Annotated in this window: 12 protein-coding genes; 10 read left to right on the top strand and 2 right to left on the bottom strand. The window is 43.8% G+C overall.

The window, feature by feature from the left end; translation table 11 throughout:
• The first annotated feature begins 80 nt into the window (after positions 1-80).
• From ykvU to ACQVGS_RS14680, 3 genes are all read left to right on the top strand, one after another.
• The gene (ykvU, locus tag ACQVGS_RS14690; RefSeq protein WP_024121188.1) at positions 81-1,418 is read left to right on the top strand and encodes a sporulation protein YkvU; all 1,338 of its coding nucleotides are present in this window, start codon (positions 81-83) and stop codon (positions 1,416-1,418) included.
• Between the two features lie 49 nt (positions 1,419-1,467).
• Positions 1,468-1,968: an endospore biogenesis thiol-disulfide oxidoreductase StoA gene (gene stoA / locus ACQVGS_RS14685; RefSeq protein WP_151174980.1), complete on the top strand. Its 501-nt coding sequence runs from the start codon at positions 1,468-1,470 to the stop codon at positions 1,966-1,968.
• A gap of 238 nt (positions 1,969-2,206) precedes the next feature.
• Positions 2,207-4,120 (top strand): heavy metal translocating P-type ATPase, encoded by a 1,914-nt coding sequence (locus ACQVGS_RS14680; RefSeq protein ID WP_255004345.1) that lies wholly within the window; start codon positions 2,207-2,209, stop codon positions 4,118-4,120.
• Positions 4,121-4,151: 31 nt separating this feature from the next.
• Here the strand turns inward: ACQVGS_RS14680 and ACQVGS_RS14675 are convergent, their stop codons facing one another.
• The gene (locus tag ACQVGS_RS14675) at positions 4,152-4,367 is read right to left on the bottom strand and encodes a hypothetical protein (RefSeq protein ID WP_263463633.1); all 216 of its coding nucleotides are present in this window, start codon (positions 4,365-4,367) and stop codon (positions 4,152-4,154) included.
• Between the two features lie 163 nt (positions 4,368-4,530).
• On the opposite strand from ACQVGS_RS14675, the gene ACQVGS_RS14670 reads away from it, so the two are divergent.
• Positions 4,531-5,625, top strand: a complete 1,095-nt coding sequence (locus tag ACQVGS_RS14670; protein WP_024121192.1) for a M24 family metallopeptidase — start codon at positions 4,531-4,533, stop codon at positions 5,623-5,625.
• Between the two features lie 53 nt (positions 5,626-5,678).
• Here the strand turns inward: ACQVGS_RS14670 and ACQVGS_RS14665 are convergent, their stop codons facing one another.
• Positions 5,679-5,804, bottom strand: coding sequence for a hypothetical protein (locus ACQVGS_RS14665; RefSeq protein WP_010334030.1), 126 nt, complete (start codon positions 5,802-5,804; stop codon positions 5,679-5,681).
• A 106-nt stretch (positions 5,805-5,910) separates the two neighbouring features.
• On the opposite strand from ACQVGS_RS14665, the gene ACQVGS_RS14660 reads away from it, so the two are divergent.
• The 6 genes from ACQVGS_RS14660 (at position 5,911) to splA (ending at position 12,542) form a co-directional block, all read left to right on the top strand.
• The gene (locus ACQVGS_RS14660) at positions 5,911-6,876 is read left to right on the top strand and encodes a LacI family DNA-binding transcriptional regulator (protein ID WP_095714836.1); all 966 of its coding nucleotides are present in this window, start codon (positions 5,911-5,913) and stop codon (positions 6,874-6,876) included.
• 82 nt (positions 6,877-6,958) lie between these two features.
• Positions 6,959-7,804 (top strand): glucose PTS transporter transcription antiterminator GlcT, encoded by an 846-nt coding sequence (gene glcT, locus ACQVGS_RS14655; protein WP_024121194.1) that lies wholly within the window; start codon positions 6,959-6,961, stop codon positions 7,802-7,804.
• Positions 7,805-8,035: 231 nt separating this feature from the next.
• Positions 8,036-10,135, top strand: coding sequence for a PTS glucose transporter subunit IIABC (ptsG, locus tag ACQVGS_RS14650; protein WP_400152337.1), 2,100 nt, complete (start codon positions 8,036-8,038; stop codon positions 10,133-10,135).
• 98 nt (positions 10,136-10,233) lie between these two features.
• The gene (locus ACQVGS_RS14645) at positions 10,234-10,500 is read left to right on the top strand and encodes a phosphocarrier protein HPr (RefSeq protein ID WP_010334034.1); all 267 of its coding nucleotides are present in this window, start codon (positions 10,234-10,236) and stop codon (positions 10,498-10,500) included.
• Positions 10,500-12,212, top strand: a complete 1,713-nt coding sequence (gene ptsP / locus ACQVGS_RS14640) for a phosphoenolpyruvate--protein phosphotransferase (RefSeq protein WP_059292877.1) — start codon at positions 10,500-10,502, stop codon at positions 12,210-12,212. The genes ACQVGS_RS14645 and ptsP overlap by 1 nt, the downstream gene beginning before the upstream one ends.
• A 90-nt stretch (positions 12,213-12,302) precedes the next feature.
• On the top strand, positions 12,303-12,542 hold the full coding sequence (gene splA, locus ACQVGS_RS14635) for a splAB operon transcriptional regulator SplA (RefSeq protein WP_010334035.1): 240 nt from the start codon (positions 12,303-12,305) through the stop codon (positions 12,540-12,542).
• Positions 12,543-12,587 lie beyond the last annotated feature (45 nt).

Genomic DNA, 12,587 nt, shown 5'->3' with positions numbered 1-12,587 from the left:
TTATAGAAAGAGTAAAAATAAAATAATTTTTGAACTTGTCTCATATGATGTTGGTAGTACAAGAGACAAGGAGAGACATCATGAATCGATTTGTAAAAGGGATTATTCTTTTATCCATTGCCGCCTTTTTCGCCGAATGCCTTGAATTTGTCGTGAATATGATTTTGGCGCGCGAGCTTGGCGAGCACGGGATGGGGCTTTACATGAGTATTTTGCCTACCATCTTTTTAATTATTGTCATCGCAAGCTTGGAGCTGCCAATATCAATTTCTAAATTTATCGCTGAATCAAATCCAAAGCTCCATGAAAGCATGCTGAGGCACGCCTTCAGAATGACAGCTGTTTTCACGGCCTTTTCCACCGCCGCCGCCAGTATTGCGCTTCCTTTTATTCCGGTGTTTGATACATATCACCCGTTTATCAAAGGAATTGTCATCGGCTTGATTCCTATTGTCGCCTTTACGTCAATTGCCAGAGGCTACTTTATGGGTGTGCAAAAAATGGGGAAGATCGCAATCGCTAATGTACTGAAAAAAATCATTCAGCTGTTGTGCTTGTTCATCTTCTTTCAATGGTACTCGTTTGAGCTGGACATGGCTGTGCTGATTTCGCTGTTTGTCCTTGTCGTGAGCGATGTGATCGTGCTTGTTTACTTGTATTCACAGTTTATCCTGGCAAGACGTGCGGTATCGGTTCAGCAGCATATCCATTTACGCGGGAAAGATGTTAGAAAAAGACTGCTTGCCGTATCGATTCCGACAACCGGACTGCGCATTTTCCACGCCGTAGTCAACGCCATTGAACCCTTTTTAGTAAAAGGAGCGCTTTTGGCAGCGGGCGTTGCCGGGACAACTGCCATCGATCAATACGGCATGCTTGCCGGAGTGGCTGTGACGATAGGGTCGTTTCCTGCTTTTATCGCCCATTCGTTAATGGTCGTCATGATTCCCAGTATTTCTGAAGCTTATTCTCTCTCACAATATGACATCGTATTAAAAAGGCTGAAGCAGTCGATCTTTATCACGTTGGGATACGGTATACCGGCTGTCTGGATCATGTTTCAGTTTGCGGAGCCCCTGACCCATCTGTTTTTTCACTCTCCTGAAGCGCAGTATTATTTGCAGCTTTTGTGGCCGTACTTTCTCTTTCATTTATTTGTGATGCCCCTGCAGGCATGTTTAATCGGGATGGGCTTTGTCAAAGAAGCTTTTTATCACAACGTGTGGAGCCATCTCGTTGCGCTGAGTATGATGTATGTGCTGGGTTCAATGGAAAACCTGCAAATGCTCGGGATTATCCTTGGGATGAATACAGGTATGATTTTGCTGACGAGCCTACACTATACAACGATTTGCAAAGCGCTGCGTGTATCTGTTTTTCTGACGGGAGGAAACCGAACGCCGCGGATTGAAGGATGATAAATCTCTAGCGGGGCAAGCTATTTGAAAAGCATGAAAGGAAGATTCCATGTTGACAAAACGCTTGCCCCTCGCTATTTGCCTGATCTTATTTGCTATGATTCCATGGCTGCCTCTATCGGCACAGGCTGCCAATAAACAGCCTGCTGTTCCTGCGGTTTTCCTCATGAAAACGATAGAAGGAGAGGATATCTCCATCCCAAATAAAGGACAGAAAACGATCCTGCATTTTTGGACTTCATGGTGTCCGCCCTGCAAAAAGGAACTCCCTCAGTTCCAATCATTTTACGAGGCTCATCGATCTGACAGTGTGAAGCTGGTAACGGTCAATTTAGTGAATTCAGAACAAAATCAGCAAGTCGTTGAAGACTTTATCAAAGCAAACCATCTGACCTTTCCGATTGTTCTCGACACAAAAGGGGATTTAATGAAGGAATATCATATTATAACGATTCCCACCTCGTTTTTGCTGAATGAAAAGGGTGAAATTGAAGAAACAAAAGTGGGGCCGATGACGGCTGAACAATTGAAAGAATGGACGAAAAAATAAGCTGAGAGCGTAGCCTTTCAGCTTTTTTGTCATATAATGAAAGGTGAACAGATGTTAATGATAATTATTATCAAAAAGAAATTAAAATAATTATAATTGAAATTCTTTTTCTGCATGCTATAATTAAGAAAGACATCATGAAATAACCAACGATGAAGCTGCCTTCTGGGCGGCGATTTTGTTTTTTATAAGAGAAATGAAGATGATTTGCGTTCTCAATTAGGGAGGAGGATTCGATATGAATGAACAAGTGATGCTTCAACATGATCAGCATCAGCCATTAAAGACAGAACAGCCAGAAAAAAGCTGGTCCCAGCATGCGGAGCTTATCGCAGCCCTTGTGTCAGGTGCTCTTATTTTAGCAGGCTGGCTCCTTTCCTCACATCAGTTGTTATCGGTAACGCTATATTTGCTGGCCTTTGTCATCGGCGGATTTGCTAAAGCGAAAGAAGGAATCGAAGAAACGCTCGAATCCAAAACGCTGAATGTTGAGCTTTTAATGATTTTCGCTGCCGTGGGTTCCGCATTGATTGGGTACTGGGCAGAGGGTGCCGTTTTAATCTTTATTTTTTCCTTAAGCGGAGCTTTAGAAACATACACGATGAATAAAAGCAGCAGGGATTTAACTTCTTTAATGAAGCTTGAGCCTGAAGAAGCAACGCTGATTGTAAACGGTGAAACCAAAAGAGTATCGGTTGCAGATATAAAGGCTGGTGATACGATTGTTATCAAACCTGGAGAACGGGTGGCAGCTGACGGAATCATTGAATCTGGTTCTACAAGTCTTGACGAGTCAGCGTTAACGGGCGAATCGATGCCCGTAGAAAAAAACACCGGCGACGCTGTGTATACGGGAACTGTTAATCGAAACGGCTCCTTGACCGTCCGTGTCACAAAAGCAAGCGAAGATTCTTTATTCCGAAAGATTATCAAATTGGTGGAATCTGCGCAAAACAGTGTGTCACCTGCGCAAGCTTTTATCGAACGATTTGAAAATGCATATGTAAAAGGCGTTCTGATCGTGGTGGGGCTGCTGTTGTTTGTGCCGCACTTTGCACTTGGCTGGAGCTGGAGTGAAACCTTTTATCGCGCGATGGTATTTATGGTGGTGGCGTCACCTTGCGCACTTGTCGCGTCCATCATGCCGGCAGCGCTGTCCTTGATTTCAAATGGCGCCCGCAACGGCATGCTAGTGAAAGGAAGTGTATTTCTTGAACAGCTGGGATCTGTGCAAATGATCGCTTTTGACAAAACGGGGACTGTAACAAAAGGCCAGCCCGCGGTTGAGACGGTCAGACTGGCGGAAGGGTATGAAGAAACGGAAGTGCTTGAAGCTGTCTATGCGATTGAGAAGCAGTCCAGCCATCCGCTCGCGCAAGCCATTGCCGGCTACGCTGAAAGCCGCGGCATCAACAAGTCCGGCTACATATCAATCGAAGAAACGTCAGGCTTTGGTGTAATGGCTGAAGTGGCGGGTGCCAAATGGAAAGTCGGAAAGGCAGGATTTATTGGGGAAGAATTGTCAGCACAATTTTTGAAACAATCTGCATCAGATATCATTCAAAACGGCCAAACCATAGTGTTTGTGAAAAAGGACGATCAAATTGCCGGCTGTATCGCTTTGAAAGATCAAATCAGACCTGAAGCAAAAGAAGTCATGGATGAACTGAGCAGTCTGGGGATTAAAACGGCCATGCTGACGGGAGATCACGAGGACACGGCTCAAGCGATAGCGAAGGAAGCGGGAATGACAACAGTTGCAGCAGAATGTCTGCCTGACCAAAAAGTAAATGAAGTGAAACGATTAAAAGAAGAATTCGGGACCATTGCAATGGTCGGAGACGGAATCAACGATGCGCCGGCACTAAAAGCGGCGGATGTCGGCATTGCAATGGGCGGCGGAACAGACGTGGCCCTTGAAACTGCTGATATGGTGCTCATGCAAAACGATTTGAAAAAACTCGTAAAAATGTGCCGTTTATCACGGAAAATGAACAGGATTGTAAAGCAGAATATCGTATTTTCTCTCGCGGTCATTTGCCTGCTTATTTGCGCAAACTTTTTACAGGTGATGGAATTGCCGTTTGGCGTTATAGGCCATGAAGGAAGTACGATCTTGGTGATTCTAAACGGTTTAAGGCTTTTAAAATAAAAAACAGCGGTCCAAATGGGCTGCTGTTTTTTTATGGATCAAGTTTTACCTTCCTTTTCTTTTTCTCTTGATCCGGCCTTTTCATCACAATGATGAGAGCCAGGATGCAGCAAAGGAAGCCGGCAGCACAGCCTATGATAGAGCTGTAATAATAAAAATCCACCAGCTTCATACCGACAAAAGGAGCGGAAATTCCCGCAACTGTTAATAGAACAACTGCCTTACGTCTGAAAAAATTCATCAGCAAACGGAACAACTCCCTGCGATTTAACTCTCCTCTCAGTATACAAGATGACCGGCAGGAAATAAAATGATGGAAAACGGAAAGTCGCCGTGAAAGGCAAACACCCGTAAAACCTGTTACAATATATAAAGAACAATGCATGGCAAAAGGCAGGGAGGAACAAGAAATGAATAGAATACAACGCGTCTCTTCATGGCTGAAGGAAGCGGGGCATACTGCCGCATTTATTCATACGAAAGAAAATGTATTTTACTTAACCGGTTTTTATACAGAGCCGCATGAACGTGTAATGGGTTTGTTTATCTTTCAAGAGGAGGAGCCATTTTTCGTTTGTCCGGGAATGGAGGCAGACCAGGCCCGAAATGCCGGATGGAATCACGAAATTATTGGCTATGCCGATCACGAAAATCCATGGGAGCTCATTGAAAAAGCACTCAAAAAACGAAATGTCAGCATACATACGCTTGCCGTAGAAAAGGATTCAATCTCGCTTTCGCGTGCCGAACAACTGAAGCATTCAGCTGGAGGGGCTCAATTTGTATCAGCAGAAGAAACACTTAACCAGTTTCGTCTGATTAAAGGCGAGCATGAAATTAAATTGCTGAAAGAGGCGGCGAAGCTTGCCGATTTTGGTGTTGAAGTCGGAACAGCTGCTTTGCGTGAAGGCATCAGTGAGGTGGAAGTTCTCGCTCAGATTGAGTATGAGTTGAAGAAAAAAGGAATTCAGGGCATGTCTTTCTCGACAATGGTGCTATTCGGGAAAAAATCAGGTCAGCCTCACGGAAATCCGGGGACAGCCACATTAAAGAAAGGCGATCTTGTCTTGTTTGACCTGGGTGTTATTATGGACGGCTATTGCTCTGATATCACGCGAACCTTTGCTTACAAAACAATCAATCCGAAGCAGGAAGAAATGTACGAGACGGTGCTTCAAGCGGAAAAAGCCGCGATAGAAGCAAGCAAACCAGGCGTGAGAATCGGAGATCTGGACTTAACTGCCCGCGGAATCATTGAAAAAGCCGGATACGGAGAATATTTCCCTCACCGGCTGGGCCATGGTCTCGGCATTTCAGTGCATGAGTACCCGTCAATGAGCAAAGCCAATGACACGCTGCTGCAGGAAGGAATGGTTTACACAATCGAACCGGGCATTTATGTGCCGGATGTTGGCGGCGTACGCATTGAAGATGACGTTCACGTAACAAAAGACGGGGCGGTTGCGCTTACTCAATATCCGAAGGAATTAACGATATTGCCGTAACAGGCAGAGATAAAAAAGGACTTTGTTCTCGACATCGTCCTTTTTTATCTGTTTTAAATAAAAAAATCATCAAACGTCCGAAATGGTTTCACTTCATGTTTTTGATTGAGCGGTCTTACAGCCAGGCAGCTTCCGCCCAGAACGGCCAGACATAATCCAATTAAAATGAAGAAACCCATTTATATCTTCTCCTTTCAGCAAAAAAACATCTAATCTGTCGGTACGTTCTTATCGTATTGTATGAAACGCATTCCAGATCAAGGGAAATCAGAAAGAAGGGAATTTATGGCTAATATTAAAGACATTGCAGACAAAGCCGGTGTCTCCGTTACGACGGTTTCCAGAGTCATAAACAATCATCCTTATGTAAGTGAAGAGAAAAGAAAAAGAGTGCTTGAAGCAATGGAAGTGTTGGAGTACACAAGAAATGTCCACGCTGTGCATTTGTCGAAGGGGTTTTCAAACATGATCGGTGTTGTGATGCCGACGATCGGCCTTCCTTATTTTGCGGAACTGATGGCGGGAATCTCAGACGCTGCCGCAGAATCAGGCATTCACCTCTCTTTATTCCAGACAAATTATGACGTGAAGAAAGAAATCTTTGCGCTGTCCCAATTAAAACAGCGCCAGGTTGACGGTTTGATTTTTTGCTCGAAGGCGCTGTCTGATGACAAGCTCAAGGAGTGGGAAGGGCCGATATTGCTTTGTCAGAATTCAAACAAGGGCGGGTTTTCCACAATCAGCATTCCTCATCAAGCCGCATTCCGGGACGGACTCGACTATTTAATCGCCAAAGGGCACAAAAAAATAGCGATTTGCTTAGCGAGAAAAAAAGGCATGAACAGTCATTTTCGCATCAAAGCATATAAAGAAGCATTGGAAGAGATCGGAGAAACATTCAATGAAGAATGGGTGATTGAGAAAGCGATTACAATGAACGATGGAAAAGCGCTTTTTCATAAATGGAACAACTGGAGAGAAAGGCCGACGGCTATTTTTGTCGCGAATGACCAGGTATCGGCAGGGCTTTTACTCGAAGCGAAAGCTCAGAAAGTGTCTGTTCCGGATGAACTTGCGATCTTAAGCTTTGATAACCATGAAATCAGCCAATTGCTTGGGATATCAACTATCGATATTCAAGCGAAGGAAATGGGCAAGCAGGCGTTTTCCATGCTGGAAAAAAGGATTCAAGGTCAGCCGATTGAAAAAAGAGTTCTTGATTACCGTCTCATTGAAAGATCGACTGTTTAGTGAATGCATGAAAAAAGGTTTGACGCGCATTCCGTTCGTTATGTACGATATGAGGTATTGAATGACAAAGGAGCTGAGGATCGTGAATGGGTCCTTTACAGTGAAAAAGGTACTGAATAATAACGTATTAATTGCTTCTCATCATAAATACAGTGAAGTAGTTTTGATCGGAAAAGGAATTGGTTTCGGAAAAAAACAAGATGATGTGATTGAAGATAAAGGGTACGATAAAATGTTCATTTTAAAGGACGAAAAGGAACAGAAGCAGTTTAAAAAGCTCCTCGACTATGTTGATGAAAAGCTCGTTGATATTTCAAACGATGTCATATACCATATCAGCAATCGGACAAACCGCTCACTAAATGAACATATTCATATTGCACTGACTGACCATATTGCATTTGCAATCAAAAGGCAGCAGCAGGGCTTTGATATGAAAAATCCTTTTTTAATGGAGACGCAGTCACTTTATCCGGATGAATATCAGATTGCCAAAGAAGTCATTGATATGATCAATGAAAAAGCGGGCATCTGCCTTCCGGAAGGGGAGATCGGTTTTATCGCCCTGCATATTCATTCAGCCCTGACGAATCGCCCGCTGTCCGAAGTCAATAAGCACTCTCAGCTGATGGCGCAGCTTGTAGAGGTGATTGAAGACTCGTTTCAAATGAAAGTAAATAAGGAAAGCGTCAACTATTTACGGCTTATCCGGCACATCAGATTTACGATAGAAAGAATTAAAAAAGAGGAACCGACTAAAGAACCAGAAAAATTAATGTTGTTATTGAAAAATGAATATCCGCTATGCTACAATACAGCTTGGAAATTGATTAAAATCTTGCAGCAAACATTGAAGAAACCAGTTCATGAGGCGGAAGCGGTTTATCTCACGCTTCATCTGTACCGATTAACCAATAAAATTTCATAAATTCAGTTTATCCTTTAAAAACGTGTTACTGATCCGATCAGGCATGAGTGATTGAGGGGAAAAAACGGGAAGGTCATTCTCGTTCTTTTGCGCACCCTATTTTGCTCATGCCTTTTTTGTTGTGTAAAAGGGCAAATGTAAACGGTTAAACTGGAAGACTTACGCCTGTGAATTCGTTGTCATGATTTTTAGCTGTAAGGTCAGACTAGTAAAAAGAGGAGGTCAATTCTTATGTTTAAAGCATTATTCGGCGTTCTCCAAAAAATCGGGCGTGCGCTTATGCTTCCAGTTGCGATTCTTCCTGCGGCGGGTATTTTGCTTGCGATCGGGAATGCAATGCAAAACAAGGACATGATTCAAGTCCTGCATTTCCTAAGCAATGACAATGTTCAGCTCGTAGCGGGTGTGATGGAAAGCGCTGGGCAGATTGTTTTCGATAACCTTCCGCTTCTTTTCGCAGTAGGTGTAGCCATCGGGCTTGCCAACGGAGATGGAGTTGCCGGGATAGCAGCAATTATCGGTTATCTGGTGATGAACGTATCCATGAGTGCGGTTCTTCTTGCAAACGGAACCATACCTTCCGATTCAATCGAAAGAGCCAAGTTCTTCACGGAAAACCACCCGGCATATGTAAACATGCTCGGCATACCTACCTTGGCGACAGGGGTATTCGGCGGTATTATCGTCGGTGTGCTGGCAGCATTGTTGTTTAACAAATTTTATACAATTGAATTGCCGCAATATCTTGGTTTCTTTGCGGGTAAACGTTTCGTACCGATTATTACGTCAATTTCCGCACTGATTCTGGGTCTTATTATGTTAGTGATCTGGCCTCCGATCCAGCATGGATTGAATGCCTTTTCAACTGGATTAGTGGAAGCGAATCCAACCCTAGCTGCATTTATCTTCGGGGTCATTGAACGTTCGCTTATTCCATTTGGTCTGCATCATATTTTCTACTCGCCGTTCTGGTATGAATTCTTCAGCTACAAAAGTGCAGCCGGAGAGATCATCCGCGGGGATCAGCGTATCTTTATGGCGCAGATTAAAGACGGCGTACAATTAACAGCAGGTACGTTCATGACAGGTAAATATCCATTTATGATGTTCGGACTTCCTGCTGCGGCACTTGCGATTTATCATGAAGCAAAACCGCAAAACAAAAAACTTGTTGCAGGTATTATGGGTTCAGCAGCACTGACATCCTTCCTGACAGGGATCACAGAGCCATTGGAATTCTCATTCCTATTCGTTGCCCCTGTCCTATTTGCGATTCACTGTTTGTTTGCAGGGCTTTCATTCATGGTCATGCAGCTGTTGAATGTTAAGATTGGTATGACATTCTCCGGCGGTTTAATTGACTACTTCCTTTTCGGCATTTTACCGAACCGGACGGCTTGGTGGCTTGTCATCCCTGTTGGTTTAGGGATTGCGGTTATTTACTACTTCGGATTCCGATTTGCGATCCGCAAATTTAATCTGAAAACACCAGGCCGTGAGGATGCTTCAGCTGAAACAGCAGCATCCGGGAAAACAGGAGAAGCAGGCGACCTTCCTTACGAGATCCTGCAGGCCATGGGTGACCAGGAAAACATCAAACACCTTGATGCTTGTATCACTCGTCTTCGTGTGACAGTAAACGATCAGAAAAAGGTTGATAAAGACCTTCTGAAGCAGCTTGGCGCCTCCGGGGTTCTGGAAGTGGGCAACAATATTCAGGCGATTTTCGGACCGCGTTCTGACGGATTAAAAACACAAATGCAGGACATCATCGCGGGACGCAAACCAAGACCTGAACCGAAAACATCCGCTGAGGAAGAAGTAGGGCAGCAGGTTGAGGAAGTCATTGCAGAACCGCTGCAAAATGAAATTGGCGAGGAAGTCTTTGTTTCTCCGATTGCTGGAGAAATTCACCCGATTACTGATGTTCCTGACCAAGTCTTCTCAGGAAAAATGATGGGTGACGGCTTTGCGATCCTTCCTTCTGAAGGCATCGTCGTTTCTCCGGTACGAGGAAAAATATTAAATGTTTTCCCGACAAAACATGCAATCGGCCTGCAATCCGACGGTGGAAAAGAAATTTTGATCCACTTCGGCATTGATACGGTCAGCCTCAAGGGCGAAGGGTTTACGTCTTTCGTATCAGAAGGGGACCGCGTTGAGCCTGGACAAAAGCTTCTTGAAGTTGATTTGGACGCAGTAAAACCGAATGTACCATCTCTCATGACACCGATCGTATTTACGAACCTTGCTGAAGGAGAAACAGTCAGCATTAAGGCAAGCGGATCAGTTAACAGAGAGCAAGAAGACATTGTGAAGATTGAAAAATAAGGGTATATAGTACGCTGTGCTTGTCAGATGACAAGTACGGCTGTATGATATAATATTGTGAAGTAATATAGCTTTAAGTTAAAAGGAGAATGATAAAAATGGCACAAAAAACATTCAAAGTAACTGCAGATTCTGGAATTCACGCTCGTCCTGCAACAGTTCTTGTACAAACTGCAAGCAAATACGACGCTGACGTTAATTTGGAATATAACGGCAAAACTGTAAACCTTAAATCAATCATGGGTGTTATGTCTCTTGGAATCGCTAAAGGCGCTGAAATCACAATTTCTGCTGCTGGCGCTGACGAAAACGATGCTCTTAACGCTTTAGAAGAAACAATGAAAAGCGAAGGACTCGGCGAGTAATGCAAGAATTAAAAGGGATTGGTGCTTCAGCCGGCATCGCGATTGCAAAAGCGTACCGGCTTGAAGAGCCAGATTTAACGGTTGAAAAGAAAAACATCTCTGATTCTGAAGCGGAAGTAAGCCGTTTTGATGAAGCGATTGCACGTTCTAAAGAAGAGCTCGAAAAAATCAAAGAGCATGCTTTGAAAGAACTGGGTCAGGATAAAGCTGATATTTTTTCTGCTCACCTTTTAGTTCTCAGTGACCCTGAGCTTCTGAATCCTGTGAAAGAAAAAATCAGCTCTGATTCTGTAAACGCTGAATTCGCTTTAAAAGAAACGTCTTCTATGTTCGTTACCATGTTTGAATCTATGGATAATGAATACATGAAAGAGCGTGCGGCAGATATCCGCGACGTAACAAAACGCGTAACGGGCCACCTGCTTGGCGTTGAAATTCCAAACCCAAGCATGATTTCAGAAGAAGTTATTATTGTAGCTGAAGACTTAACACCGTCTGACACGGCTCAATTAAACCGTGAGTTCGTAAAAGGATTCACAACTGATATCGGCGGACGCACATCTCACTCTGCCATCATGGCGCGTTCTCTTGAGATTCCTGCAGTTGTCGGAACGAAAGCGGCTACAGGCACGATCCAAAACGGCGTGACTGTTATCGTTGACGGTATTAATGGCGATGTCATTATCGATCCTTCTGCGGAAACTGTAAAAGAGTATGAAGAAAAACATAACGCTTATTTAGCTCAAAAAGCTGAGTGGGCGAAGCTGGTCAATGAACCGACTGTATCAAAAGACGGCCATCATGTAGAGCTTGCAGCGAATATCGGTACTCCTGATGATGTGAAGGGTGTTCTTGAAAACGGCGGAGAAGCAGTTGGTCTTTACCGTACAGAATTCCTTTACATGGGAAGAGATCAGCTGCCTACAGAAGATGAGCAGTTTGACGCTTACAAAACGGTTCTTGAGCGTATGGAAGGAAAATCAGTTGTCGTTCGGACACTTGATATCGGCGGAGACAAAGAGCTTCCTTACCTGCAGCTTCCTAAAGAAATGAACCCGTTCTTGGGCTACAGAGCGATTCGTCTTTGCCTTGAAGAGCAAGAAATCTTCAGAACACAGCTTCGCGCGCTGCTTCGTGCAAGTACATACGGAAACTTGAAAATCATGTTCCCTATGATTGCGACAGTTAACGAATTCAAAGAAGCGAAAGCGATCCTTCTTGAAGAGAAAGAAAAGCTTGTCAAAGCGGGACAAACTGTATCTGACGACATCGAAGTCGGTATGATGGTTGAGATTCCGTCAACTGCAGTTATCGCTGATCAGTTTGCTAAAGAAGTTGACTTCTTCAGTATCGGAACAAATGATTTGATCCAATACACAATGGCAGCTGACCGTATGAATGAACGTGTATCTTACCTGTATCAGCCATACAACCCTGCAATCCTTCGCTTAATTACACTTGTAATTGAAGCGGCACATAAAGAAGGAAAATGGGTCGGCATGTGCGGAGAAATGGCAGGAGATGAAATTGCGATTCCGATTCTTCTTGGCTTAGGCTTAGATGAGTTCTCAATGAGCGCAACTTCTATCCTTCCGGCAAGAACACAAATCAGCAAATTGTCTAAACAAGAAGCTGAGTCATTCAAAGAGAAAATCTTATCTATGAGCACGACAGAAGAAGTTGTCGCGTTCGTAAAAGAAACATTCAAGTAATTCACAAAAACCAGACGGCCTCCGGCCTGTCTGGTTTTTTTCATAATCAGGGATGCAGCGGGGCACAATAACATGGCTAGGAGGGATAGAATGTCAAACGAATTTAACGCAGGAGATACAGTCTACGTCATCTACAGAAATCCGCACGCCGCCAATGTTGCTCATATAAAAGAAGCTGAAATTGTGCATCACCCATACCATGAGGGTGAGCTTTCCCTGTTTATATTTGAAACCTACCATCCGTTTGCTGAGGATGATGCTGTTTTTGCAAGCTATGAAGAAGCAAAATCACTTTACAAAGAATTATTTGATATCGATCCGTACGAGTAACAAGGAAAACATTACAACTCATATCCTTTCCGCCTTATGAGAAAA

The sequence above is a fragment of the Bacillus sp. SD127 genome, from assembly GCF_058566445.1.
Note: the sequence above shows the minus strand (reverse complement) of the source record. Positions and strands in the feature narration are given on the sequence as shown.